Consider the following 26063-nt stretch of genomic DNA (forward strand, 5'->3'; position numbering starts at 1 on the left):
ATATTACCAAGGACTACCAACCATCGTGAAAGCTGACCAAAAGTAAGGATGGGAAAGGTCAGTTGGTGCTGGCTGAATGGGTAGATTGATGGTCTCGGTTTCGGTAATGATTTGATTCCCTTCTAAGCGAACCCGCCCTTCAATCATGTCAACTTGAGCTTCACGAACCCCTTCAGCTTTAATTGTTGTCTCTTCATCATTGAGTTCATCATAAAACTGAGTCATAAAAGCCAGCGTCCCAGCATCATCAACCTTCCAAAGAGATCCTAAAACGGACTTCACTCCTGCTTGATAGGCAAGTCCAGCAAAGCCCAGTTCAGAGTTTTCATCCCCAAACACAGTGCGACAAGCACTTAAGGTTAACAACTCAATATCTTTGAGGTTGAGTGTTTTGACTTGATCTAAGCGCAGTGCATCATTATAAAAGCGAACATAACTTGAACCTGGTTCATCTTGTGTAAAGTTGGCGTGAGTTGCTAAATGAACAATACCGTAAGGGTTTTGTTGACGAACCCGATTGAATTGCTCAATGCTAAACTCTTCTTGGGCAAACTTCACCCCTCCCCATTGCTCAACAATCTGTTCTAACTCAATCGGAACTGAGGGCAAATCACTTTCAGCAATCATGCCTTCAATTTCTGGGAATTCAGAAGTGCCCATCGCTAGAAGATCCACTTCTTGCATCGGCTTATATTGTCCGTTAACCATACTCACAGCAGGAGCTAACCCCACACTGTACCCTTTTTGCACAAGATATTGTTCCCCATCATGGAGTGCAGCTAAAGGAATTAGCCGTAACTCAGTGGGTAAAACAAACACGAGGTTTTCGATTTCTTGTTGTTCCAGTTGCTCTTCAATGGGTCGAATCATCCAGTCATAAAGGCGTTGCGCCGATTCAAGATGGGTCTGCTCTCGCATTTTCAAGGAGCGTACAATTGCTCCATACTGATTAAGAAGGACTTCATCACGAAGCTGAAAGCCAATTTCTTTAAAGTCTTCTCGCTGAACATTCGGGACAACAGTACGAGTCACTTCATTATCGCCAGTTACGATAACGATCTCCATCTGATCAGTCGCTTCAGGAGCGGTAGTAACAAAAGGAGGAGCATCAATGCTGTCATAGTAATTGGCATAAGGGGTTAAACTCTCTGCTTCCAAGTCTTCTAAGAGGGAATTGGCTTCTTGTTGTTCAACCACTTCTGTTTGACCAATAGCATCAGTTACAGATGTGAATCGCACATAAATGAAGGCTGGTTTGACACCCGAGGCTTGTTCGATCTGGGTTAAAACCTGTTGAGATTCAGGTAAACCAATCGGTTGCAGTCTATTAGCAGCAGGAGTGGCGACAGTTTCACTTCCTGTGAGCGGTTTCTCTCCTTTATTCTCTAAATTACTCTCCCTTGCTGCTATTTCTAGAGGGGTACTGACTCCAAAATCATCTTCATTCTCTTCAACTTCTGGCTCCGAAACTGAAATGAAGGCGATATTGTTCTCTTCAAAGGTAAAGGGGAAAGATTGATCTCTAATTTCAGAGTCAACAGTATTGGTAACTGCTCCGAGTGTACCATTCCCACTTTCAAGATTGGACTGACCGACTTCAAAGGGAATAATTCCCTGACCGCCATGATTAATTGCAATCGGACTACCATTACTGGTTGTAATACTGTTTGTGCCGTCGATGGTGTCAGTGGCGCGGAACAATTGCTCTGTGAAGACCGTAATTATTCCCCCCTCATTATTGCCTGTTGCATCAATGGCAGTGACTTCAATATCGTTGCTAGTATCGTCATCCAGTCCTGTAACTTCATTTTGGAGGGTGACATTGCCACCCTTACTCGTTTCGGAAGCAGTGGTGATGATACCAGTTGTAATTCCTGTATTGGCATTTAAGGTGACATTACCGCCATCACCCGTCGCGCTCGTATCAATATTCTCAGTTGTGATGTTGCCTTGGTTGGTGTTTAAAGTAACGTTTCCAGCACTCCCCGTTTCGGAAGCCGTGGTAATGATTTCGGTTGTAATTCCTGTATTGGCATTTAAGGTGACATTACCGCCATCACCCGTCGCGCTCGTATCAATGTTTTGACCAATAATGCTACCCTCAGCATTTAACGTGAGATTGGTTAGATTATTGTTGCTCTCGATGCTGGCATCAAAGGTAATATTATTGCCATTAAGGGTTGTGTCCGCCCCTAAGATAACTAGGTTGTTATAAATTTGGTCTTCTGTTGTAGTAATAACAGCACCGTTGATCTGAGTTTCACCATCTGCGTTGAGTTCTAAACGATTGAGGGGGGCTTGCGTGCCGACTTCTCCTGCAAACGTAGTTAGACCATTATTGACAGTATTGAGCGTTAAACTGCGAGGAGTGTCAGGGTCATCACTGTCAATCGTTTCATTAAAGGTGATCCTACCACCGATTAAAGTGAGATTGTCTGAGAGAATGATCTCATCATTGATAATGATTGCTTCTGCGGTTTCAAGATCAGCACTTAATTCAGTGATGCCATCATTATCTGTTAATGGAGACTCAGAGGCTTCATTGATGATTATCGAGTCGCTGCCTGTAATTGAGCCTTCAATGACACCGTTAGCTGCTTGTATGGTGAGAGGGGCATTAAAAATTGAATCCTCGGAGATACGGAGGCTGTCAGTCGTGGCTTGTTCACTCCCCTGACCTTGCAGATTAATAGTTCCTGTTCCCGAAGCAGAAAGTTCTGTATTATTGGAAATAATGATGCCATTATCACTTGAGCCTCCCTGACCATCTTGTCCGAGAAGGTTAATTACACCATCGACAATACTAATCGAAGAAGCACTCAAGAAAAGACCAGCAGTATTACTGCTATCAAGGCTATTTTCACCACTCGTTCCTGCTAAAGAAATTGTACCCGTTCCAGATGCAGAAATGTCAGTATTGCCAGTGATGATGATGCCATCGTTATCCGAGTCACCACTGCCTCCTTGTCCTTGAAGGTTAATGTCGCCATTTTCGGTTCTTAAAGCAGTGGAAGAACTGATAGCAATACCAGTATTACTGCCAATTCCACTGCCTCCACTGCCATCTAAATTGATGCCACCTTCTCCCGAGGCAATGATTTCCGAACCACTCTGAAGATTAATCCCACGATTGCCGACTCCTGTTGTGTCAGAAGGGCTTTCTCCTTGTAGTGCGATGTTCGCTTCCTGAGTTCTAATGGATGCCGAGGTATCCAAAAAAATACCAATATTGCCATCAACCCCATTCCCGCCAATTCCTTCTAAAGTGATCTCACCACTCCCAGAGATCAAAACTTCCGAGTTATTCTGAAGATTAATTCCACGGTTATTTGAACCCGTCGTTTCAGAACTGCCCTCTCCCTGTAGCGTAATCGTGCCATTGTTGGTGGTAATGACAGAGGAAGTATCGACGAAAAGACCAATATTGCTATCAACGCCATTGCCTCCAGTACCTTCTAAACTAATCTCACCACTTCCCGAGGCAACAATTTCTGAGCTATCCTGAAGATTAATTCCCCGATTTCCTGATCCCGTCGTCACCAAACTCCCGTTTCCTTGTAAGGTAATTGCACCGTCTTCAGTGCTAATGCTGGAAGAATTACCCATGAAAATGCCAATATTGTCATCAACTCCATTACCTGCGCTTCCTTCAAGGGTAATCGTGCCATCATCGGTGGTTGCGATGACTGAGGCTTCCTCTATCTGGATACCACGGACATTAGAGCTTGTGCCATCACCTCCTCCCATCCCATTAATGCTGATATCGCCTCCCTTCGCTAAAATCTGAGCATTTTCATTAAGGGTTTCATTTTGGATATCAACGCCATCGGGTTCACCTTCTTCATTCGCCCCTTCAAAACCTCTACCTCTAATGCTGATATTGCCACCCCCCGAATCAATCGTTCCTTCAACGAGAACCCCTGTAATTAAATTAGGCGTTCCCACCGCAGGACTTTGAGAAGGATTGTTTCCTCCCCCTAAGACCACATCACCGCCATTTGAGATAATTGAAGCCCCAGATCCGATATTAATTGCGCCACGACCACTACTGTCACGGTCAGAATTTAAAGTGACATTGAGAGAGCCTTGATCATTTAATGACCCGATGAAAATGTCATCAAAGACAATAATATTGTTGGCAGCCTGTAACGTTAAGGTTGTTGGACTATCTCCTTCCGTTTTGGCAATATCAGCTTCTACGGTAATATTTCCCACTTGTTCTCCCGTATTTCCTGTTGTAATGGTGACATTAGTGTTCTGGTTCAAAGCCTCCTGAATCGCACCATTTTCGACCACTTCATTGTCAGTAGTGGGAACAAATGAGGTCAGTTCACTATTATCACCATTGCCTGCAACAATCCTCACATTACGGGGATCGAGCAACCATTCTCCTGCTTTACCATTCACTGCACCTGCGGAAACGCTGCCACCAAGCAGTTCTAAATTCTCTTGACTGGATGTTTCAACAAACCCGCCATTGCCTTCTAACCGTCCACCTTGGGCTTGGATCGTGCCAGCAAATTGAGTGGCTTCATCTGACCAAATAATGACTGTTCCACCATCTCCTTTCTTGAAAGCACTCGCATTCAGGATTGAGTCAGCATTAACTAAGGTTTGGGAAGCATTGGGAACTGATCCTTCTCCTTTATAGTCTCCACCAATCAAGATTGTGCCTCCACCAGCTTCACCAGAGGAATTTACGGTTGCATCAACCAAGCCCACCTGCGTTCCCAGAATTTGAATCAACCCCCCTGTCCCATTCGGGTCTAAATTAGCCGTATTGAGATCACCACTAACGATCGCGCCAGCTTGGTCTGGGATAACAACACCTGATTCACTCAACTGAACTGATTCCTGTGCCGTTATCTCCATGCCCGTTTCCAGCCCTTCTCCCCTTGTCAGTAGCTGTGGTAGATCAAGGGGACGGATGGCAAGAGGTTCGCCGTTGTCGGCTTGCGGGACTGGAACTTCTAAACTGAGAATGCGCCCTTGTTGTGTAATTTTGACTCGACTTTCTCCAGGGACTGCGGTAATGGCAATGTCCCCCCCTGCGGTCGTTAAAGATCCCGTATTAACAACAGTTCCTCCCGTGAGAGAGAGGGTTTCTCCAGCCCTAACGGCTAAATCCCCAGCATTGATGATGGGACTGACTAAGGCTTGCTCAAATCGAAAGGCGGTGGGGTTTTGAGTTAGACTCTTGTACTGATTAGACCCCACCCCTTGAAAGATGCCATCTTCAAACTCAATTCCCGTTGCAGTGGTTGCTGCAAAACTGCCAGTTAAATCTAATTGGGCGTTGGATCCAAAGACAATTCCCGAAGGATTCATGAGGAATAAGTTGGCATTTCCGCCAGAGACTTTTAACAAGCCGTTAATAATTGAAGGGTCTCCGCCAGTGACACGGGAGAGAATATTGGCAATGGTTGGATCGGAGAGAAAATTAGCAATTTCAGAGGTATCGAGTCCAAATTTCTCAAAACTGTGAAATAAGTTTTTGCCATCTTCAGAGAGTGTTCCCCCAGAAATATTAATCTGTTGTCCCTCTGGTGTCACGATTGTGGCGGTATTATCGTTAGCGGGAACAATGCTTTGCGCAACTGCGCTTTTTCCAACGAAACAGGGCAACCCGATTAACAAGAGAAAACTAAAGCAAGTTTGACGACCCATCAAACGCAGAGTAGAACCAAGAGCACTCATCACAAACCTCACAGAAAACAAGCAGACCGAATGAAGATAACATGATTCTACCGTACATCAAGGCAGTCAGTGATCGATGGAGTTAAAGCTCTGTTATTGCCTCAATAATTGCTTCCAGCGCGATCGCGCAATGAGTCCAATGCGTCCCTCCCTGCACAAACACTAAATACGGTTCTCGTAAGGGGCCATCTGCGGATAACTCCGAGGTACTGCCATCAATAAATGTCCCTCCCGCCATCACCAACTGACTTTCATACCCCGGCATTTCTGCGGGAACGGGATCCAGATAAGACCCCACAGGAGATTGCTGCTGCAACGCCCGACAAAAAGCCAGTAATTTCTCTTTACTTCCTAACTGAATCGCTTGAATCACATCGCGACGGGGCGTTTCCGGTAACGGATTCACGGGATAACCCAGTTGTTGAAACACATGGGAAACTAAATGCGTCCCCTTGATTGCTTCTCCTACCATTTGCGGAGCGAGGAATAAACCTTGAAATAAGAGCCGATTTTGATCAAAGGTTGCTCCCCCCTCACTGCCAATTCCAGGGGCGGTGAGACGGCAACAAGCAGCTTCTACAAGGTCTTTTCGTCCCGCTAGATAGCCCCCTGCAGTGACAATCGTTCCCCCTGGATTTTTAATCAGAGAACCTGCAATTAAATCTGCACCGACGGCGGGCGGTTCTTCGGTTTCTACAAACTCCCCATAGCAATTATCCACAAAGCAGATGGTATTGGGATTTTGCCCTTTGACGAATTCTACAATCCGTTTAATCTCAGCAATGGATAAACTGTCGCGCCAGCTATACCCACAAGAGCGTTGAATAAACGCCAAACGGGTGTTGGGTCGTACCGCCTCAGCTAGCCCCTCCCAGTCGAGACTCCCTTTTGCTGTGAGAGGAAGCTCGCGATAATGAATCCCGAAGTCTTTTAAAGATCCAGGTGTGGATTCCCGTAAACCGATGACTTCTTCCAAGGTATCGTAGGGTTTCCCAGCCAAAGCCAGCATTTCATCCCCAGGGCGGAGAATTCCAAATAAGCCACACGCGATCGCGTGCGTCCCTGAAACCAACTGTACCCGTACTGCTGCTGCTTCCGCGCCCATAATCTGAGCAAACGCGCGATCGAGCGTATCCCGCCCCAAATCATCATGCCCATACCCACTAACACTGGCAAAATGATTTACGCCTACCCGTTCTTGTCGAAACGCCTCCAGAACTTTTTTTGCGTTATGCTTGACCTTGGTGTCAATTCTAGAAAAAATTGGAAACAGTGCCGTTTGCGCTTTTTCTAATAAGAGTTGACTGTTCATATCTCCTAGTTTGTGCGAAAATTCTCAAAATTTTAAGGATTTATTTCGATTTTTGTCTTGAATCGAGACCGCTAAACTCAGGACAATATCATTAAACTGCTCATAAGGAAACGTAAATTTAGTTCATGACTGTTGCAACCGAAAAAAACTACCTTTCGATTGGCTAACTTTTGCCTACATTGCAGCAATTCATTTAGTTGCTGCGCTCGCATTTTTACCCAACTTCTTTAGTTGGTCAGCGGTAGGAGTCGCTTTGATTATGCACTGGGTTACAGGCGGACTTGGTGTGACCCTTGGCTTTCACCGTCTTTTGAGCCACCGCAGTTTAGAAGTCCCGAAATGGCTGGAATATTTTTTAGTGTTTTGTGGCACTCTATCCGCCCAAGGTAGCGTCATTGACTGGGTTGGTTTACACCGGATGCACCATAAATATTCTGATCACGACACAGATCCCCATGATTCTAATAAAGGGTTTTGGTGGAGTCATATCGGTTGGATGCTCCATGAAATCCCCCTCAAGAAAGATATTCCTAAATATACACAAGATATTAACTCTGATCCTGTTTATCAATTCTTATCTAAATATTTCATTTTCGTTCAAGTTGCGTTTGGACTTTTCCTCTATGCCATTGGAGGCTGGTCTTTTGTGATTTGGGGTGTGTTTGTTCGTTTAGCAGTGGTGTTTCACTGCACTTGGTTTGTGAACAGTGCCACTCATAAATTTGGTTATAAAACCTATGAATCTCATGATGAATCCCGCAATTGCTGGTGGGTTGCTCTTTTAACTTATGGTGAAGGCTGGCACAATAACCATCATGCTTATCAATATTCCGCACGCCATGGACTGCAATGGTGGGAACTTGATATGACTTGGCTAACCATTCGCTTTCTTGAAATCTTGGGTTTAGCCAAAAACGTCAAGCTGATTAAAGAGTAGATTCAAATCTTTGCCCCGCTTTAACGGTGGGGCTTTATTGTGCCAAATCAGCAAATAACGGATAATATCTACGATACTTGACCTCGCCTCCCTAAGCTCACCACAATATTATTAAACTGCTCATAAGGAAATATAATTTAGTTCATGACTGTTGCAACCGAAAAAAAACTACCTTTCGATTGGCTCACTTTTCTCTATATCACAGGCATTCATTTAGTCGCTCTTCTTGCCTTTTTCCCCAACTTCTTTAGTTGGTCAGCCGTGGGAGTCGCCTTAGTGATGCACTGGGTTACGGCGGGACTCGGTGTGACATTAGGTTTTCATCGTCTCTTAAGTCATCGCAGTTTAGAAGTCCCGAAATGGCTAGAATATTTTTTAGTGTTTTGTGGTTCTTTGTCAGCACAAGGCGCAGTCATTGACTGGGTAGGTTTACATCGAATCCATCATAAATATTCTGATCGCGACACAGATCCCCATGATTCAAATAAAGGGTTTTGGTGGAGTCATATCGGTTGGATGCTTCATGAAATCCCAGCAGATCAAGAAATTTATAAATACACACAAGATATTAATTCTGATCCCTTTTATCAGTTTTTATCGAAATATTTTATTTTGATTCAAGTTGCTTTTGGACTTCTTCTCTATGCGATTGGGGGTTGGTCTTTTGTGATTTGGGGTGTATTTGTTCGTTTAGCCGTGGTGTTTCACTGCACTTGGTTTGTGAATAGTGCCACTCATAAATTTGGTTATAAAACTTATGAATCTAATGATGAATCTCGGAATTGCTGGTGGGTTGCCCTTTTAACTTATGGTGAAGGCTGGCACAATAATCATCATGCTTATCAATATTCCGCTCGTCATGGTCTGCAATGGTGGGAAATTGATATTACTTGGATGATGATTCGGGTTTTGCAAATATTGGGGTTGGCAAAAAACGTCAAACTGATTAGAGAATAGTCTCACCCGCCCTACTGATCGAGTGGGGCTTTTTGATCATTTCTTCTTTTATCTTAATGTGATGAAACGTTTGTCATTGATGAAGCAGGGATCATTACTGATATTATTACCCTCTTTCTCAACACAGACACGCTATAATAAGAGTTTGTGCCACCTCTTTTCGAGACAGGTGGCGATTATTTTGGTTGATTTTAGGAAAATATAGTAAAAGTCATGGCAAAACGAGTACAAGTTGTTTTACGGCAAGATGTGAAGAAACTCGGTCAAGCAGATGATCTAGTGGAAGTTGCCCCTGGATATGCCCGCAATTATTTAATTCCGCAAAACCTAGCGAATTTCGCAACGCCAGGCATTCTCAAACAAGTTGAACAGCGCAAAGAAAAAGAACGTCAGCGTCAACTCGCGATTCTCAAAGAAGCACAAGATCGCAAAACCGCCTTAGAAACCATTGGTCGCTTTACCATTCGCAAGCAAGTGGGTGAAGGAGAAGCGATTTTTGGGACAGTAACGGCTCAAGATGTGGTTGATGTGGTCAAAGAAACAACAGGACAAGAAATTGACCGTCGTGGGGTTGTTTTACCAGATGATATTAGTCGCATTGGCTTCTATCAAACAGAAGTGAGACTCCATCCCGAAGTTACGGCAAATATCGAAATTCAAGTTGCTTCTCTTTAGCAATAATCCGATTGACTCATAACTGAACGTAACGTGAGCGAGAAGACCTCGCCAGTGAGTAGTCGGGTGGGCAATGCCCACCCTACGACCTCCCGTTATAAGCGAAGGTTTAGCGGGAGAGTGTCAATTTGCTAACAATTGGGCGACCTGTTTGGCAAAGTAAGTGAGAATTAAATCAGCACCCGCGCGTTTCATGCTGGTGAGGGTTTCCATAACAATTTTTTCCTCATCAATCCAGCCTTTTTCCGCAGCAGCTTTAATCATGGCGTACTCGCCACTGACGTTATAGGCTGCAACAGGAAGATTGGTATTTTGACGGACTAAATGAATAATATCCAGATAAGCTAAAGCAGGTTTCACCATCACCATATCCGCCCCTTCTTGAACGTCTAATTCGACTTCAGTAATGGCTTCACGGGCATTTGCTGCATCCATTTGATAGGTTTTCTTATCGCCAAATTTCGGCGCAGAATCAAGGGCATCACGGAAGGGGCCATAATAAGCAGAGGCATATTTTGCCGAGTAAGCGAGAATACCAACATTGGTATAGCCTGCATTGTCTAATCCTTCTCGAATCGCACCGACACGACCATCCATCATATCGGAGGGTGCAACCATATCCGCCCCTGCTGCAGCTTGAGAAACTGCCATTTTGACCAAAACTTCGACGGTTTCGTCATTGAGGATTTCTCCCGTTTCGCTGACAATGCCATCATGTCCTTGATCCGAAAACGGATCGAGGGCAACATCGGTAATGACGATCATTTCAGGGACAGTTTCTTTGATGGCGCGGATGGTGCGTTGAATGAGTCCATTGGGATTATAACTTTCGGTTCCCGTTGCATCTTTTTTTTCTTCAGGGAGGGCTGGAAACAGCGCGATCGCGCAAATCCCTAATTTAGACGCTTCTTTCACTTCCGCGAGTAACAAATCAAGGGTGTAGCGATAACTGCCAGGCATGGAGGGAACTTCTACCCGTGTATTTTCCCCTTCCATGACAAACAACGGATAAATTAAATCTTCCACGTAGAGATGGGCTTCCTGCACCATTTTCCGTAAGGCAGCGTTACGGCGTAAACGGCGCGGGCGACGGGGAAGAGAAAGGGATTGATTGGTTTTGATATCAGGAGTTAACGAAGAGGTCATCAGTAATTTTTAAACGATCTTTCCACAATTTTCGCACTAATTTCCTATTCTAAGAAAGTTCGTTTTGAACTCTCCACGGATTAAAATCGACGTGGATTCCAAACGTTGCTTCGCATGATAGACGGGGCTTTCAGGGTGCTGAAATGAATTCAGCACACAGCCCCTCCTAAAGCCATAATGCTTCGCGCTTTTCGTTTGGAGTTCCAAAGATAAAATCTTTGGGGCAGGTTCAAAGCTGCTCTACAGACCTTGGCTAGGACTAATCCTAGCTGTATCTCTACTTTTCTCAGAATGTTTGCCGCGGCTTGAGCATCAGCATTAACGATTCTTCCCTGAGAATCTTGATAGCATCCTCTCGTTACTCGCTTTCCTGTGGGGGCGCACCTTTCGGGTTTCTCACCGAAGGTCGGTAGCAAATCACGATCTAGAAAAGAGGCTTTTGAGGTATAAGATTCTTCAGTTTCTACAAACTCAATACCGTGTTCCTCTGCTAACTGCTGAATCCGATTTTTTAACTTAGCAGTGGGAATCTGAACAAAGTTTTGATTGTTCTTTCGTCCGATATTGACTCCTTGACGCTGACCTTTATTCCAACCGAAAACGATGATTCCTATATCTTTATTAAGGCAATAGTTAATCACCATCTTTGCTGCCTTGTTTACAGCATCTCGGACTTGACGGTTTCGTTTTTCAGTGATTCTAGCTAACTCAAAGTCCCAATAACCTTGAGGTTTTCCCTCTTTAAGAGAAGACACTCGGCGGTTATAGTTCTGCCATTCGAGATTTAAGTTTTCTCCCATCAATGATGAAAGACTCTCCAATGGTGGAAACACAAGTTAACCAATTATCCAAGCCTGGATCAATTCCTAACGCTTCTGTAGAATTAACTGTGGTTTTGACTTCAGGTCTTTCATAAACCCATTCCACATAAAACTCTCGGTTTCTAGGAATAATTCTTAACTCTTTAATACTCTCCCATTCAAGATTAGAAGGAAAAGGAACAAAAAATTCTGAGAGACCGAACCATGCCTTAATTGTTTTTCCTAGCGGGATTCTGATTTGTTCATTTTTTAACTTCAGAGCTTGTTTTGGGTAGGAAGCAACCGCCATCCCTCCTTTATTTCTATAATTGGGAAGTTTAGGATGATTACTAATTTCTCCTTTGAAAAATGCTTTCCTCAAACCCTTATAGGACTTAAAAGATTCTGCGACGCTTCTAAGAACCTGTTGAGCGCACTGAGAGTAGAGGGCTTTGAAGTTGACTTGTTCTTTTAGGACTTCTTCTGGTTCATATTTTCCAATGATCCGCCCTTCCTTAAAGAAAGTTTGACGGGCATAATAGATTCCACAATTTGTTAGGTTATTAGCCGTCTGGCAAATATGTTCTAATATTGGAATTGAGTCAGAGTTTGGGCTAATCCGATTTTGCTGACATCCATACATAACATAATGGTTTCTAAAATAATGCTAAGATTATTATAACATAAAAATAAACCCAAAGGGTAGAAAATGGATAAACAAAGATTAAGCCTTCGTATTGAAACATCTAGAGTTGAAAAGTTGAGATTATATGCTAGATATAAACGGAAAACAATGACTCAATTAGTGGAGGACTGGATTGATACCTTAGAAATGCCAAACTACAATGACACAGAAGGCTAAAGCCTTGTTTGTGTCATTCATGAGGGGCTGTGTGCGGAGGTTTCCTCCGCACCTTGAAAGCCCCGTCCCTCGATTTGAAATCGAGGGCTTTCTGACTTAATCTTTGTAACAACCACATTTCGCAACGGAGGAAGTTCTTCTCTCAGCGTTGTCCAAATCAGTCGATGATCAACGTTGGATCTTTAGAAGACACGAACTGCCTCACTTAAAATAGCATCTTTTAGGAATGGTTTGAGGGTGGAGCGATTTGCAACATCAGCAGGATCGTTAAAGAGACTTTGAAGATAGAGCTTTAAGTCAGCATATTCAAACAATCCGATGAGTGAATTGCTGTTTAATTCTACAAGTAGATCAATATCGCTATTTTCTTGGGCTTCTCCCCGAGAGACTGAGCCAAAAACTGCAAGATGAGCAACACCGCGATCGCGCAACTCTGATTCATGGGCTTTCAGAATTTGAATCGTTTCCTCTAAAGAAAGAGTCATGATTGCTGTTCCATGGCTAACACTCGATTTAATTTCCCACTCTGATATCCTTCTAAATCCAGCGTGACAAATAAAAATCCTAGGTCTTGGAATTTCGCCGTTAATGCGTCTAAATCCGTATCTTGGACAAAATCTTTAATTTTTGCGGGAGGGAGTTCAATGCGGGCGGTATCCCCTGCTGAGCGCACTCGGATATTATTCCAGCCCTGCTGACGTAAGTAAACTTCTGCTCTCCCCACTCGTTGCAGTTTCGCCACTGTAATCTCTTCACCATAGGGAAAGCGGGAACTTAAACAGGGTTGCGACGGTTTATCCCACCACGGAAGCCCTAACTGCTTCGTTAATGTTCTAACCTCTTCTTTTGTTATCCCGACTTCTGCAAGCAGCGATCGCGCTCCTCTTTCTTTGGCTGCTTGAATGCCAGGACGATAATCTTGTAAATCATCGGCGTTGACCCCATCCACCACATAAGGATAGCCCCTAGAAAGGGCGAGGGGTTTTAAGGTATCGTGGAGTTCACTTTTACAGAAGTAACAACGATTCACAGGATTAGACGTATAGTTGGGATCATCCATTTCATGGGTTTCTACCAACTCGTGGGCGATCCCAATCATTTCCGCTTGCGTTTGCGCCTCGTCTAATTCTTCTGGAAGTAGAGAAGGAGAAACCGCCGTTACCGCTAAGGCTCTATCTCCGAGAACATCATAAGCCACTTTAGCAACCAGCGTACTATCAATTCCCCCAGAGTAGGCGATTAACGCTTGTTCCATCTCTTGGAATAAGGTTTGCAGTTGGGTCAGTTTATCCATTTTTAAATAATCTTTATAGCCTTTCTTAGTCTGTTGAGGTACAAAGCGAGTCGATGGATGTTCATGGTTCATGGTTCATGGTTCGTGGTTCATTGATTAACAACCAACAAATAACAAAGAACAAATAACGAAGAACAAAGAACAAAAATTTAGAATGTACCTCAAGAAGCGTGAAAACTGGTATATCTTATCTTTTTTCCTAGATTAACCGCCAGTTTTAGAATTGACGACGAGAAAAAATCAGACTAGCAATGGTTAAAAGTAAGATGGTGTAAAGAACGCCATAAAGTGCGTTACTGATTAATTCAGATGTATTGGGAAGTAAACCATAAACGGCTTCATTGCGGAAGTTGAGACGAGATAAATCGGGCAAAATTAAATATAAGGTTTCGGTGAAGGCTTTCACGCTGGCGTTATCGCTAAGATTCCCTAATTCGAGTAAGTCACGGCTAAAATGTCCGACGAGGTAAACGCCAAACGAGAGTAAGGTTGCCAAAATGGAACTGGTAAAGACTCCAAACAAGAGGGCGACTGCTACCAGAAGCGAAAGTTCAATGATGAGATAGATTAAAGAGAGCGCGATCGCGCCGAGAGGATAACTAATTCCGTTTAAGCTCAGTAAACCAAAACCAATCATTCCCATAACAGCCACTAAAACCAGTAACACCGCTGATAATCCCAGATGCTTACCAATCATCAACTCAGCACGACTAATGGGTTTGGGAATTAAAACTAAAACCGTTCGCTTCTCAATTTCTTTATTAATTAACCCAGTCCCGACAAAAATCGCAACCACCGCACTGAGTAAACCGATTCCCCCTAAACTCAAGTCAAGGAGGATTTTTTCATCCGCCCCCACTGAAATTTGCGGAAGTAAACGCAGGGCGATGATCATTAACAAAGCGAAGAAACCAATAAAATATAAAATCCGATCGCGGATTACTTCTCGAAAACCATTGGCAGCGATCGCGCCCACTCGACCTAATAACATAGCTTCGATCCCCTTCAAGATCCCAACCATCCGTTAGTTTAGCAAATTCTTCTCTGAGTCTCTGCACGAAGTGAAACTTAATCTTTTAAATTACTAAAAAACACCCCATAAGCTGGTCATTCTAGGGTTTCCTCATCCTCCGATTCAATCTGAATCCGATTATGAAAATGCGGTTGCTGTCAATGGAAATAATCATAAATTTGTTTAGCTAAACTTTGACCAATTCCAGGTACGTCTTGTAATTGTTCTAAACTGGCTTGACGGATATATTCAAGGGACCGAAAATGAGCCAGTAAGGTTTGCTGACGCTGAAAGCCTAAACCAGGAATATCATCTAAGCGCGATCGCTGCATCTTTTTAGTTCGTTGTTGACGATGGAAACTCACCGCAAAACGATGGGCTTCATCTCGCAACCGTCGTAATAGTTGCACTCCAGGTTGTTCGGAATCGGTTTCTAAGGGAGAAGACTCGTCAGGTAAAAAGATTTCTTCCCGTTGCTTGGCTAAACTAATTACAGGGACATCTGCTAAGAGATCCATTTGTTGTAATTGTTCCACAACCGCAGAAAGTTGTCCCTTTCCGCCATCAATCATCACTAAATCGGGAAACTCAGGATCGTCTTGTCGCGGGAAATCGGGATTTTCTGCATATTTGCGAAAGCGACGGCGGATGACTTCGGCGAGGCTAGCGAAATCATCGGAATGACCCGCCCGAACATTGGCATTTTTAATGTTATATCGCCGATAATGTTGTTTTGCAGGAATCCCATCAATAAAGACGACTTGCGACCCAACCGCATTTGATCCCTGAATATGTGAAATATCGTAGCCTTCGATACGGCGCGGAATTTCTGGGAGGTCTAAGATGTTTGCTAAGTCTTGCGAGTTTTGTTGATTGCGATCCGCCACCCGCTGTGTCCGTTCCAACTCATAGCGGGCGTTTTCTTCTACCATGGCAATTAATTCTGCTTTGGCTTGACGTTGCGGGACGGTAAGCGTCACTTTACGCCCTTTGCGTTCCGTTAGCCACTGACTAATGATGTCTTGATCTGCAAGGGCTTGGGGTAAAAGAATTTCACTGGGAATTTCTACCGCATCGACGAAGCTGTAATGATCTTGAATGACGCGCTGTAAAATATCTTCTGGGTTAATTGCTGGGGAAACATCCGCAAAAAAGCCCAAGCGCCCGACCAGTTTTCCCGCCCGAATTTGAAACAGTTGAATGACGGCGTGTTGAGGATTAGAAACCAGCGCGATCGCGTCACGGGATACGGTATCATCAGGAAGAGAAACTTTCTGATTGGCGTTAAGTTGTTGGAGAGCTTGAATTTGATCCCGCAGTTTCCCCGCTTGTTCAAATTCCAAATTAGCAGAGGCTTCTTTCATTTGCGTGGTTAAGTCTCTCACCAATTCTTGAGAACGTCCTTGGAAAATCATCGCCACTTTTTGCAGCGTTTGGCGATAGTCTTCGGGGGAAATTAACTGCTGACAAACCCCAGGACACCGTCCTAAATCATAGTTTAGACAGGGACGATCTTTAAATAAGGGTTTCGGGCGTTGGCGCAAAGGAAAAATCCGTTGAATTAAGCCCAGTGTGCGCCGTAATGCGCCTGTATCCACATAGGGACCATAATAGCGGTCTTTGGCGTTATTTCGTCGTCGTTTGCGGGTGATAAAGAGGCGGGGATAGGTTTCTGACCAAGTAATGCAAAGATAGGGATATTTCTTGTCGTCTTTTAGGAGAACATTAAAATAGGGTTGTTCTTGCTTGACTAAATTGGCTTCTAAGGCGAGGGCTTCGGCTTCGCTATCGGTGACAATAAACTCAATATCAGCAATTTGCTGTACCATGAGTTGTTTTTGTTCGCTGAGGGCTTGGGAGGCGCGAAAATAGGATCGCACTCTTGATCGCAGCTTGGTGGATTTGCCAATATAAATAATATTCCCAGCGCGATCGCGCATCAAATAAATACCCGACTGCATGGGAATTTCTTGCAGACGGGCTTCTAATTGTTCTGGGTTATGAATTAATTGTCCTTTGTCTTTTGCCATTTGATGACCAATGACTAATGACTGATTTAATTATTCAACGAAAGAAAATTATTTAAGGCCTCAACCATGCGAGGGGGCCAACGGCGGACGGTTTCCAGCCATTCTATATCGCGATAACGGCTATCACTCCCGACAACAGACACCCAGTTACTTTCGGCTTCCCCTTCCTTTCCTTGCGCCCACAACATCGCCGTTAAAGCAGCACGGACATCGGGAAAATTGGGATATTTGCGAACCAGTTTGCGGGTTTCGTCAAGGGCTTCGGTTTCGTCTCCCACTTGGTAATGGCTTAAGGCTGCATTAGCACGAGCAATGGCAAAATCAGGATTGAGGGAAGCAGCTTCTTCATAGTCGGTAATGGCTGCTTGGTAGTCTCCTTTCCCCGCTTTGGCATTCCCCCGATTATTATACGCCATGGCATCTTCTGGGTTAAGATCTAATACTGTGTCGTAGTCAGAAATTGCACGTTCCCAGTCTTCCATGATTTCAAACGCAATCCCACGGTTGAGGTAAGGATCAGGCTGATTGGGGGCGAGGGCAATAGCTTGATTATAATCCGCGATCGCGCTTTCAATTTTACTTTGACTCAAGCGCACATTCCCCCGATTACTCCACACCGCAGGGTTTCTGGGAAAAAGTTCGATTAATTCTCCCCAATAGTCTTCTGATTGGGCAAAATTTCCTTCTTTTAACGCCTCAAATGCTTTTTCTGCAATTTTATCTCCCCGTTGCAGTTGTTCTTCTGTCACTTGCGAGGGAGAATTACTGCTTTGCGCCCAACTTGGCGTGGGAAAAGCAATTAAAAATAGGAATAAAACTAAGCTAATTAAGATACGCATTTTAATTTAGTTATTCGTTCTTTGTTCACTGGTCACTGGTCACTGATCACTGCTAATTCTGTCTAAAGATAGCAAAAGAAGAGGTATAACCATGGAGGAAAGTTTGTTTTCCAACGGGACCGATTTCACCATTACAGAAAAATCCCCCTAGAGGAATCTGACTCATAGATTGACGGAATAACTCAGAATCAAAATTCGGTTTACCGTATAATTCTTTCCCCCGTCCTAAACAAGAAAATAACAAAGCGCCGACAGGGGTCGAAGTTTGTTCATCTTGCTGGTATTGTTCTAAAAGCACTTGTAAATCTTCTGCAGAGGTATTCCCATCTCGGAGATGAAACTGAATCCGTTGTCCAGGGCGTAATTTATCCCCCACCGCGATCGCGCCCACTTTGGGATCAACCCCCAACAGGTTCCGAATCAGAAAATCCCCTTGTTGTAACTCTAGCTTAAATTCATCTCTGGCAATGCCTAAAAACAGCGAATCCTGCGCCAATTGTTGGTCTTCAGGGCTTAACTCATTCATTAATTCTCTGAGGGCTTGTAGGGGCGGTTTTGCACTTTCTGTGCCGTTTCCCTTCACTTGCGCCACTTCTGCAAGCACATTTCGTTCCCCTTGGGTAATCTGATATTGGGGCCCGATGGGACGACAGCCTTGGGCGACAATGGTATCCATTTTAATATTGCCACTCAAAGCAACGCCAACAATTCCTTCTCGCAAAAGCCCCCCATTTTTTTCTGAGGCGCTTTCATAAAATAAGCCAGTTTGCATTCCCATCGCCATCGCACTGGCTAAGCCTCCCACTTTTTTCGCGCTAGGATAAGCAAAATCGAGCCCTTCCAATAGGTCATTAACCTTGGAGAAGAAAGGATCAGCCAGGAGGATAAAATCAGGATCTTGATCAGGTGAAACCCCTGTTAAATCTGTCCAAGCGGTAGCTGCGCTATCCAAGTCAGGGATTTGATCCGCGCTGATATGAAAGCCTTGGACATTAACCCTCGGCAAATGCGCTACAGTGAGACTTAAGGCGGGATTCCCTTCAATTTCTTGGGCTTGGTTTTCCTCATCAATTCCAATAATCCCACCGCCTCCACTGCCAATTAAAACCGAAATGGGGAGTTTTTCTTGGATTAAAGGCACTAAACGGGGATATTCACTGGCATAAGCTGAGGAAATAAAGAGAAATCCTAAATCAGCAGACCCCGATAACTGTTTTTTTATGCGTTCAGTCACGTCCGAAATCGCTGCCTCTAGTGAGAGACGAGTTGAAATCGCGTTGACCCACTGTATTTGCTCAGTCATAATTTAGCGTTGGCAAGTATGAGGACTGTTTGTTGTGTTAACCCTATCGTATTTTAAAACCGCCTTTAACATTGGGGAGAGTTGCGCGATCGCGCTAATCAGATTTATTCTGAGGAAGCATCCACATCCACCGCCTCAACATCAATCGTACCAGGAGGGGTAATACGCTGAAATTTTCCGTTTTCAATTTTCAGGGGTTCACTACAATTCGGACAACGGGACATGGTGCCATTGAAACCAGTAAACTGGTACTGGCACACAGGACATTCATCTTCTACCAGATTACGCTTAAGCCACCATTGAACGCCAACCAACGCAATCACTGGGAGAAGAATCATTAAACCGAGGACAATAATGACACTGTTGACGACCCAACCCAACCCGACTGAGGTTAATAACAAAGCACCTAAAATCAGTGTTAGCCAACAACCGATTCCAGAAAGATTCAATTGGGCGATTTTGGGGAAATTCTGGTTCACGAAGCACCCTCCAATTAGCGGTCTGCTTCTATCGTAATATAAAATTAGTCAAACCTTGTTTCTTGAGGTTTGTTGGTTAACCGAACCTTTGATTGATTGCCATTAATTCAAACCTTAAAAATTATGTTAAGTATTCGTCGTCTTCTTTCCCTTTTTTTCGTTTTAACGATTTTTTTAGTGACTCCCGCTTGTAGCAAGAATGAACCCCCTTCTCGCTTTGAATCGGCTCAACAAGAAAGCGTTGCCTCAGACTCAGGCGCAGTGACGGAAGATGCAGTCAAAGGGGGAGAACTGAACCGTTATTTTCCTGAGAATCAAGACGGTTATCAAGTGATTTATACGCAAGAAAAACGAGGCTTTGCTCAAGCAAAATTAAAACAAAACGGAGAAGAACTTGCTTTAATGTCAATTTCTGATCTGGCGAATAATCCGACGGCTGCTAAAAAGTTTCAAGATAGTGAAGAAACGATTAAAAGTTATCCCCTAGTGACACAAGGGAGGAAAGCAACTGCTGTTTTAGTCAATAACCGCTACCAAGTTAAAATTGTTTCTCGCAGTGATATCTTTGATCAAGATAGTCGTCAAGAATGGCTGCAAAAATTTGACTTAGATACTCTGGCTCAACTCTAGAGGAGAAAGCGATAAAATCAATTCAAACAGATTATTGATCCAGAAACACTAACGGAACTGAAACATGAAAAAAGCTATAATAGCAGCGATCGCGCCGTTTCTTATGTTTGGTTTTCCATTGTCTTTGCAAGCGCAAACCGACTCTGAAGAAGCCTCTCCCTTACGCATTGAGTTTAATCGCTTAGTCGAACTCAACCGCGCCAAAAATTTAGCCCGTCAAGCAGCAGAACAAGAGAATGGCGGGTTAACTGAATATCGACCTGAACCTGCGATGCACGGACCAGCCCAAGCAACCAATTATGAAGAGTTAGCAGAAGGAGTGTGGCAATTTACCTTTCAAGGAAGGCGACCCACTGCTGATGAATACACCATTGAAAGTGTCGTTGTTGTTAACACAAACACTGGTGAAACTACCATCGAATACAACGGTCCAATTCGCGAATAAAATCCCCAAGTAAACTGACTTATGACAAAACCAATTTTTGAATTAGTTGATGACCTCCCTGAACAAAATATTACCATTCGTGTTCTGAATGCGTTAGATTTTGTTGTCCCTGGAGAATGGGAAAATATTGTTGGGTTTGAAAATATGATTCGCACCGTTACAGGTGAAGACGATGACGAGTTAATTCAACAAATCGGCGATCGCGCTGTCTGGTTATTTAATGATCAATCTCAAGGCTATCAAAATGCCCTTTGGTTATATCAAACTGTAGATCGCACTGACACCGCTTTAGCCAGCGCAGCTTTAGCCAATAAAGTGGGAGAACGCATTCCCTTACTCGGTTTTCTTAATAAAATTACCCCGAAAGCAGACAAAGCCCAAAGTATTGATTTAGCCCTAAAAACAGTTATTGAATTAATTGCATTTTGCCAAATTAATGGGATTCCTGGCGATAGTATTGGTGACTTTGTTAATTCCTTAGCTGACTATGGCGGAGAGGATATTATGCGAATGGCTGCACTGGTTTGTTTAGATGGTTTAATTCCTCTTGGTCCCGATTTTATCCAAAAAGCCCAAAGTATTATTGAAGGCTTGAATAGTGATGAACTAGAAGATAATAAGGTCTTTCAAAACGTAAAAGGATTTATTCCTGGAGATGATACAGATAGCCAACTCGGGTTTATTGGAGAAGCCTTTGGTTCAGTGAAAAATTGGATGGGTGATTTTGTGGAAAGTAAAGATTTGACCCCACAAAAAGTAATGAATAATATTGAAAGTTTTGTTGAATTTTCCGATGAACAATTGGACTATTTAGCAGCATTTTTAGACCTCACAACCAATTATTATGAACATACAGGAACGCAAACTATCGCCAGATGTTTGATTAATCGCGCTTATGCAGAAATTTAATTTGATAGCGTTCCTTAGTCTGTTTAGGAACAAAGTGAGTCGGTGGATGTTATTTGTTCTTAGTTGTTTGTTCTTTGGTAATCTTTTTTCCCTGACCCCGCACTCACTCTTCCCAATTAATTTGTACCCAATATCGGCTGATTGACAATAGTATGCGAATTTATGGGAATCGCCTCTTAAAAACCTTACCTGGACAGCAAACTCGTCCCACTTCTGCAAGAGTTCGAGAGGCTTTATTTAATATTTGGCAAACTCAAATTGAGGGGGCGCGTTGGCTTGATTTGTGTGCGGGAAATGGCACAATGGGTGCAGAAGCTCTTTGTCGAAATATTAGTGTTTTGGTAGGAATTGAAAACAATCGGCGAGCCTGTCAAATCATGCAAGAAAACTGGGAGAAAGTGGCGACCAGTCAACAAAAGTGGCAAGTGATTAAGGGGAATTTACCTGATCAATTAAAAGACTTACAAGGACAACAGTTTGATTTGATCTATTTTGATCCGCCTTATGGGAGTCAGCTATATAATTTAGTTTTAAAGCAAATTCTAAATTTAGATTTATTAGCGAATGAGGGAGAAATCGCGATCGAACATGATCCGAAACAATGGGATTATCAAGAGACAATTGGCTGGAGAGTCGTTCGTCAAAAAAAATATGGTAGCACTACCCTCACTTTCTTAGAAAAAGAGTTAAATTCTCGTTAAAATATAGCAGTTCTCGAATTCATGAGGTACATTCTAAATTTTTGTTCTTTGTTCTTTGTTCTTTGTTGGTTGTTAATCAATGAACCATAAACCATGAACGTCCACCGACTTGCTTTGTACCTCAACAGACTAAGAAACGCTATAACATGAAATAACTAATTATAAATAACCAGTAAGTAAGTTAATCAATGACCCAATCTTCAAAAGAAACTTTAATTATTTTTACCCGCTATCCCGAAGCTGGAAAAACAAAAACCCGCCTAATTTCTGCATTAGGAGAAGAAGGGGCAGCACAATTACAGAAAAAATTAACTGAACATACTCTAAAAGAAGTTAGTAAACTTCCCGTTAATCTTAGGATTTATTTTGCAGGTGGAAATCAAAAATTAATGTCCGATTGGCTGGGAAATCGCTATCAATATTATCCTCAAAGTAGTGGAGATTTAGGACAGCGTTTGCTTGCTGCATTAAAAGAAAGTTTTACTCAACAAATTGAAAGAATTCTTATCATTGGTATTGATTGTCCTGATCTCAATGCAGATTTAATCTATCGCGCTTTTCAAAAGTTGAAAGAAAATGATTTAGTTTTAGGAAAAGCAGAAGATGGTGGTTATTATTTAATTGGTTTATCTGGTTTTTATCCTCAATTATTCCAAGGAATTGATTGGGGAACTCATCTTGTTTTACAGCAAACGGTTGCAGTTGCAGAAACAATGGGATTAAGCATTAGCTATCTTCCTATATTAAATGATATTGATACCCCAGAAGATTTAGAAACAGTTCAGTTTCCTTGGGAATAAACAGTGACCAGTTTTTTCAGGAGATTCTCAGGTGAAAATGCAATGTTTAAACAAACCGTTAGTGATGTTATAACAAAGACGAGAGAATGGAAAAAATTAATCTCTCTGTGATTATTCCCGTATTAAATGAAGCAGAGACGATCGCGCAAACGGTAGAATATCTCCAAGCGCCAGCCATAGAAATTATTATTGTCGATGGGGGAAGTAGCGATCAAACGATTACAATCGCACAAGAAAAGGGCGTTAAAGTTATTTTATCTCCTGAACCAGGACGGGCGATACAAATGAATACGGGGGCGAAATATGCAACCACAGAGACGTTGTTATTTCTCCATGCGGATACCCAACTTCCTGAAAACTATCTTCAGTTAGTTGAAAAAACCTTAGCTAAACCGAAAACCATTGCGGGTGCATTTCCCTTAAAAATTAATGGTAAGAATCCATTATTACGGATAATTGAAAAAGGCGTGAATGCGCGATCGCGCTTTTTGGAAATGCCCTATGGTGATCAGGGAATTTTCCTAAGAAAAGAAACCTTTGAAAAAATGGGAGGCTTTCCTTTATTACCAATCATGGAAGATTTCCAATTCATCCGAAACCTGAAACAACAAGGAAAAATTCGCTTAGCACCAGGAAAAGCATTAACTTCCGCACGACGCTGGGAAAAGTTGGGAGTAATTAAAACAACGCTAATTAATCAGATGGTAATTATCGGTTATTTTTTGCGGATTCCTCCTACTGAGTTAAGACAATGGTATGGTGATTCACACATATTTTTTCAAGCCATAGCGATAAACTTGATTCGGATGATTACTGACCCTTACCATCGCAAGAATAGGAAACAAGAAGCTAGCAAAAAGAACAATAAAAACTAAGATAAAACCAACAGCAACCAGCATTAAGAGTAAAGAAACTAAGAATAAAATTAAAATATTAAGTTGAAAATTAATGGCTTCTTTTGCATTTTCTTTAACAATTTCATCATCCACTAAAACTAAGATCAAGATCGGCACTGCAATTGACATAACAGTCGAGGTTAATAAACTTGATCCATGACAAACGATGGATAACAGTTTTCGTTGTTCTTCTGTTGTAACATTCATGAAAGTGCAGGTTAATCAGTGGCTACTGCTATAGTCTAGCCCAGTTGCTCATTAAAACTAGGTTAAAAACCATTAGTCTATTGAGCTAACGATTGATTTGATGGGAAAAGCTACTCCTCTTTCAAAAATAATTTGGATTGCAATTCTCCTTTAATCCGATTCAAAATTGACGCTTCATCTAAAGAATCAAGAATATTTTTCACCACTGCTTTCGGTCCATCTAATCCCCAAGATGCCCCATTTGCCAAATATGTATTGCTAACATGACCGATGGCGTAAGAGGAAACCCCTGCAACTCCCGCTTGGGTAATCGCAACAGAAACATAAGGAATCAACGATGCACCCCCCGTAACAGAAGTCGAGATTCCTAACAGCCCTTTCAGCCCACTTAAGCCTAATGTGGTCAAGACTTCACTGGCGCTAATCCCTCCCATGCTAATGGCGATTTTCTGTAATAGCGCGATCGCTGCGGATTGGGTCATGGGAATCCCATATAATCGAGAGAGAGCTAAAATCATCGCCACATCTACCACCGCACCCGTAAACAAATCTAAAACTGTCACGGGATTTAACGCTACTGCAACCGCTTTCGTCATTACTGCTTTCCAGATTAATTCTTCCGCTGCTTCCGCGCGAATTTCCAGCTTACGGTGTAAAATTTGTTCATTGACCTCATCTGCATACAGCATCGTGTTGAGGGCGACCAGAGACTTTCCTTCGTGATGGAGAATCTCTAAAATTTTCCGTTTCAATTCCTGCACTTGTGGTGTTCCCTGCTGGGTTTTAACTTTTATTGAACCATCGGCTTGGCGCATTCCTCGTCTTTCTAACGGAGACGCTGCAACCATGACCACTTCTTCGGGCGTGAGGAGTTCTTTCACGCGATCGCTGCAAATGGTATCGTAAATAGCAGCGCGATCGGCTTCGGGATATTGATCAATCTTATTAAACACCAACAGCATTGGCTTCCCCACCTCTCGCAACCGCGACAAGGCATTATATTCAACTTTCGTGATATCCCCAGCAATAATAAATAAAATCAGGTCAGCTTGTTTGGCAATTTGATGCGCCATTAACTCCCGAGTTTCCCCATCCACTTCATCAATCCCAGGAGTATCTATGAGTTGAATGCTAGCTTGTTGGCGACTCGGTAACGAAACCCGCAAGATATCTTGATCGCTATTGCCTAAACTTTCTTCCGTTAATTCCCAATTTGCACTACCGATGGTTCGAGTGACACCATGCAAAGGACCCGTCTGAAAGACATTTTCCCCCAGTAGTGCGTTTAAAACAGAGGACTTGCCACGTCCCACCATGCCAAAAGCAGCAATTTGGACAACAGACTGTTCTAGTTTATCCAACATTGCCGTGAGATAGTTAATTTCTGATTCTAGCCCCGATTTTTCTTCCGCCGTGAGATCAATCTGCTGTACCAGACTGCGTAGAGAGTCTTGAGCTTGTTTATAGTTAATTTCCGCAGTAATCTCTTCAAAGCTAAAAATTACTTCGTCTAACTCATCATTTTGCCCTTTTGCACGGTTAATCGGCTCAGAATCAGATTTAGTCACAGACGACCTCAACCTCAATACACTTCTAATTGATCAATAACAAATAACCCACTCCTTTGTGGAGATTTGCTATCGTGACTCGGAGAGAGTCATCCGTACTCCGCCGTGAGACGACGGAGCGGGGTTCACGAGCGCCGGAATTGAATTCCGGCGACGACCCCTTGCCTGCGGATGACCGTTGGTCATTGATGTAGGGAGTCAGTGGTGAGTGTACCGAAAACAACGGCTTATGTCCGTATTCTCCGCCAATCCTTGTGGGAAGGACAAATTGAAGGAGAAGTTAGTGCAGGAAGTTATGAATGGTCGTTTCAGTGGCAATTTCGGCAAAGTCGTTTAATTGTTCAGCCTTCTCTTGGTCGGGCTTTAATTCGTGAACCCTTAGAGCGGTTTTTAGAGCGATGTGATTATCAACTTGAACCAGGTGGGGATTATGAATTTATCGTGAGAGCAAAATTATAGAAGTCGCCGTAAAACCAAGCGTATGCCCGACCTTGGATATAAGGCGAGCTAAGCGAAAGGTTCAATGCCTTGAGCTTAGCAAACTCAATCAGTTTGTGCTAAAAT

General features: G+C 43.1%; 21 protein-coding genes and 2 pseudogenes. 10 read left to right on the forward strand and 13 right to left on the reverse strand.

Annotated elements, in window-relative coordinates; translation table 11 throughout:
- Positions 1-3: 3 nt before the first annotated feature.
- Positions 4-5697 (reverse strand): CHAT domain-containing protein, encoded by a 5694-nt coding sequence (locus tag PCC7418_RS06150; RefSeq protein WP_015225318.1) that lies wholly within the window; start codon positions 5695-5697, stop codon positions 4-6.
- A gap of 82 nt (positions 5698-5779) precedes the next feature.
- Positions 5780-7009, reverse strand: coding sequence for a methionine gamma-lyase family protein (locus tag PCC7418_RS06155; protein ID WP_015225319.1), 1230 nt, complete (start codon positions 7007-7009; stop codon positions 5780-5782).
- Between the two features lie 125 nt (positions 7010-7134).
- Between PCC7418_RS06155 and PCC7418_RS06160 the strand changes: the two are divergent.
- From PCC7418_RS06160 to rplI, 3 genes and pseudogenes are all read left to right on the forward strand, one after another.
- Positions 7135-7946 (forward strand): annotated as a pseudogene (locus PCC7418_RS06160) (acyl-CoA desaturase).
- Positions 7947-8090: 144 nt separating this feature from the next.
- Complete coding sequence (locus PCC7418_RS06165) at positions 8091-8903, forward strand: acyl-CoA desaturase (protein WP_015225320.1); 813 nt, start codon at positions 8091-8093, stop codon at positions 8901-8903.
- A 213-nt stretch (positions 8904-9116) separates the two neighbouring features.
- Positions 9117-9578, forward strand: a complete 462-nt coding sequence (gene rplI, locus PCC7418_RS06170) for a 50S ribosomal protein L9 (protein WP_015225321.1) — start codon at positions 9117-9119, stop codon at positions 9576-9578.
- Positions 9579-9701: 123 nt separating this feature from the next.
- Here the strand turns inward: rplI and hemB are convergent, their stop codons facing one another.
- The 9 genes and pseudogenes from hemB to PCC7418_RS06215 form a co-directional block, all read right to left on the reverse strand.
- The gene (hemB, locus tag PCC7418_RS06175) at positions 9702-10724 is read right to left on the reverse strand and encodes a porphobilinogen synthase (RefSeq protein WP_015225322.1); all 1023 of its coding nucleotides are present in this window, start codon (positions 10722-10724) and stop codon (positions 9702-9704) included.
- A gap of 149 nt (positions 10725-10873) precedes the next feature.
- A pseudogene (locus tag PCC7418_RS06180) lies at positions 10874-12167 on the reverse strand (RNA-guided endonuclease InsQ/TnpB family protein).
- Between the two features lie 401 nt (positions 12168-12568).
- Positions 12569-12871 carry a nucleotidyltransferase family protein gene (locus PCC7418_RS06185; protein WP_015225323.1) on the reverse strand — a complete coding sequence of 101 codons (303 nt, stop codon included), beginning with the start codon at positions 12869-12871 and terminating at the stop codon, positions 12569-12571.
- Complete coding sequence (larE, locus tag PCC7418_RS06190; RefSeq protein ID WP_041596489.1) at positions 12868-13680, reverse strand: ATP-dependent sacrificial sulfur transferase LarE; 813 nt, start codon at positions 13678-13680, stop codon at positions 12868-12870. Before larE ends, PCC7418_RS06185 begins: the two co-directional genes overlap by 4 nt.
- A 217-nt stretch (positions 13681-13897) precedes the next feature.
- Positions 13898-14671: an ABC transporter permease gene (locus PCC7418_RS06195; RefSeq protein ID WP_015225325.1), complete on the reverse strand. Its 774-nt coding sequence runs from the start codon at positions 14669-14671 to the stop codon at positions 13898-13900.
- A 179-nt stretch (positions 14672-14850) separates the two neighbouring features.
- Positions 14851-16722 carry an excinuclease ABC subunit UvrC gene (gene uvrC, locus PCC7418_RS06200; RefSeq protein WP_015225326.1) on the reverse strand — a complete coding sequence of 624 codons (1872 nt, stop codon included), beginning with the start codon at positions 16720-16722 and terminating at the stop codon, positions 14851-14853.
- Between the two features lie 26 nt (positions 16723-16748).
- Entirely contained in the window at positions 16749-17561 is an 813-nt protein-coding gene (locus PCC7418_RS06205; RefSeq protein WP_015225327.1) for a tetratricopeptide repeat protein, read from the reverse strand.
- 52 nt (positions 17562-17613) lie between these two features.
- Positions 17614-18864, reverse strand: coding sequence for an FIST N-terminal domain-containing protein (locus tag PCC7418_RS06210; protein ID WP_015225328.1), 1251 nt, complete (start codon positions 18862-18864; stop codon positions 17614-17616).
- A 104-nt stretch (positions 18865-18968) separates the two neighbouring features.
- Positions 18969-19343, reverse strand: coding sequence for a hypothetical protein (locus tag PCC7418_RS06215; RefSeq protein ID WP_015225329.1), 375 nt, complete (start codon positions 19341-19343; stop codon positions 18969-18971).
- A gap of 123 nt (positions 19344-19466) precedes the next feature.
- Here PCC7418_RS06215 and PCC7418_RS06220 point away from each other — a divergent pair, with 123 nt between their 5' ends.
- From PCC7418_RS06220 to PCC7418_RS06245, 6 genes are all read left to right on the forward strand, one after another.
- The gene (locus tag PCC7418_RS06220) at positions 19467-19973 is read left to right on the forward strand and encodes a hypothetical protein (protein WP_015225330.1); all 507 of its coding nucleotides are present in this window, start codon (positions 19467-19469) and stop codon (positions 19971-19973) included.
- Between the two features lie 64 nt (positions 19974-20037).
- Complete coding sequence (locus tag PCC7418_RS06225) at positions 20038-20418, forward strand: hypothetical protein (RefSeq protein WP_041596170.1); 381 nt, start codon at positions 20038-20040, stop codon at positions 20416-20418.
- 21 nt (positions 20419-20439) lie between these two features.
- A complete protein-coding gene (locus PCC7418_RS06230; protein ID WP_015225332.1) occupies positions 20440-21327 on the forward strand; it encodes a hypothetical protein in 888 nt (295 codons plus the stop codon).
- Positions 21328-21479: 152 nt separating this feature from the next.
- Complete coding sequence (rsmD, locus tag PCC7418_RS06235; RefSeq protein ID WP_015225333.1) at positions 21480-22028, forward strand: 16S rRNA (guanine(966)-N(2))-methyltransferase RsmD; 549 nt, start codon at positions 21480-21482, stop codon at positions 22026-22028.
- Positions 22029-22216: 188 nt separating this feature from the next.
- Positions 22217-22828, forward strand: a complete 612-nt coding sequence (locus PCC7418_RS06240; protein WP_015225334.1) for a TIGR04282 family arsenosugar biosynthesis glycosyltransferase — start codon at positions 22217-22219, stop codon at positions 22826-22828.
- A gap of 86 nt (positions 22829-22914) precedes the next feature.
- Entirely contained in the window at positions 22915-23703 is a 789-nt protein-coding gene (locus PCC7418_RS06245; RefSeq protein WP_015225335.1) for a TIGR04283 family arsenosugar biosynthesis glycosyltransferase, read from the forward strand.
- Here the strand turns inward: PCC7418_RS06245 and PCC7418_RS21305 are convergent.
- Both PCC7418_RS21305 and PCC7418_RS06250 read right to left on the reverse strand, forming a co-directional pair.
- On the reverse strand, positions 23593-23931 hold the full coding sequence (locus PCC7418_RS21305) for a DUF4870 domain-containing protein (protein ID WP_015225336.1): 339 nt from the start codon (positions 23929-23931) through the stop codon (positions 23593-23595). The two genes, PCC7418_RS06245 and PCC7418_RS21305, sit on opposite strands and share 111 nt — an antisense overlap.
- 110 nt (positions 23932-24041) lie before the next feature.
- Entirely contained in the window at positions 24042-25499 is a 1458-nt protein-coding gene (locus PCC7418_RS06250) for a GTP-binding protein (protein WP_015225337.1), read from the reverse strand.
- A gap of 204 nt (positions 25500-25703) precedes the next feature.
- On the opposite strand from PCC7418_RS06250, the gene PCC7418_RS06255 reads away from it, so the two are divergent.
- The gene (locus tag PCC7418_RS06255) at positions 25704-25958 is read left to right on the forward strand and encodes a DUF3146 family protein (RefSeq protein ID WP_015225338.1); all 255 of its coding nucleotides are present in this window, start codon (positions 25704-25706) and stop codon (positions 25956-25958) included.
- Positions 25959-26063 lie beyond the last annotated feature (105 nt).

Origin of the sequence: Halothece sp. PCC 7418 (assembly GCF_000317635.1) — a bacterium.
Lineage (GTDB): Bacteria > Cyanobacteriota > Cyanobacteriia > Cyanobacteriales > Rubidibacteraceae > Halothece.

What these genes read in the sequence shown, in the direction of transcription:
- PCC7418_RS06150 (WP_015225318.1), bottom strand. Translation starts at nt 5,697, where the DNA reads ATGAGTGCTCTTGGTTCTACTCTGCGTTTGATGGGTCGTCAAACTTGC.
- PCC7418_RS06155 (WP_015225319.1), bottom strand. Translation starts at nt 7,009, where the DNA reads ATGAACAGTCAACTCTTATTAGAAAAAGCGCAAACGGCACTGTTTCCA.
- PCC7418_RS06165 (WP_015225320.1), top strand. Translation starts at nt 8,091, where the DNA reads ATGACTGTTGCAACCGAAAAAAAACTACCTTTCGATTGGCTCACTTTT.
- rplI (WP_015225321.1), top strand. Translation starts at nt 9,117, where the DNA reads ATGGCAAAACGAGTACAAGTTGTTTTACGGCAAGATGTGAAGAAACTC.
- hemB (WP_015225322.1), bottom strand. Translation starts at nt 10,724, where the DNA reads ATGACCTCTTCGTTAACTCCTGATATCAAAACCAATCAATCCCTTTCT.
- PCC7418_RS06185 (WP_015225323.1), bottom strand. Translation starts at nt 12,871, where the DNA reads ATGACTCTTTCTTTAGAGGAAACGATTCAAATTCTGAAAGCCCATGAA.
- larE (WP_041596489.1), bottom strand. Translation starts at nt 13,680, where the DNA reads ATGGATAAACTGACCCAACTGCAAACCTTATTCCAAGAGATGGAACAA.
- PCC7418_RS06195 (WP_015225325.1), bottom strand. Translation starts at nt 14,671, where the DNA reads ATGTTATTAGGTCGAGTGGGCGCGATCGCTGCCAATGGTTTTCGAGAA.
- uvrC (WP_015225326.1), bottom strand. Translation starts at nt 16,722, where the DNA reads ATGGCAAAAGACAAAGGACAATTAATTCATAACCCAGAACAATTAGAA.
- PCC7418_RS06205 (WP_015225327.1), bottom strand. Translation starts at nt 17,561, where the DNA reads ATGCGTATCTTAATTAGCTTAGTTTTATTCCTATTTTTAATTGCTTTT.
- PCC7418_RS06210 (WP_015225328.1), bottom strand. Translation starts at nt 18,864, where the DNA reads ATGACTGAGCAAATACAGTGGGTCAACGCGATTTCAACTCGTCTCTCA.
- PCC7418_RS06220 (WP_015225330.1), top strand. Translation starts at nt 19,467, where the DNA reads ATGTTAAGTATTCGTCGTCTTCTTTCCCTTTTTTTCGTTTTAACGATT.
- PCC7418_RS06225 (WP_041596170.1), top strand. Translation starts at nt 20,038, where the DNA reads ATGAAAAAAGCTATAATAGCAGCGATCGCGCCGTTTCTTATGTTTGGT.
- PCC7418_RS06230 (WP_015225332.1), top strand. Translation starts at nt 20,440, where the DNA reads ATGACAAAACCAATTTTTGAATTAGTTGATGACCTCCCTGAACAAAAT.
- rsmD (WP_015225333.1), top strand. Translation starts at nt 21,480, where the DNA reads ATGCGAATTTATGGGAATCGCCTCTTAAAAACCTTACCTGGACAGCAA.
- PCC7418_RS06240 (WP_015225334.1), top strand. Translation starts at nt 22,217, where the DNA reads ATGACCCAATCTTCAAAAGAAACTTTAATTATTTTTACCCGCTATCCC.
- PCC7418_RS06245 (WP_015225335.1), top strand. Translation starts at nt 22,915, where the DNA reads ATGGAAAAAATTAATCTCTCTGTGATTATTCCCGTATTAAATGAAGCA.
- PCC7418_RS21305 (WP_015225336.1), bottom strand. Translation starts at nt 23,931, where the DNA reads ATGAATGTTACAACAGAAGAACAACGAAAACTGTTATCCATCGTTTGT.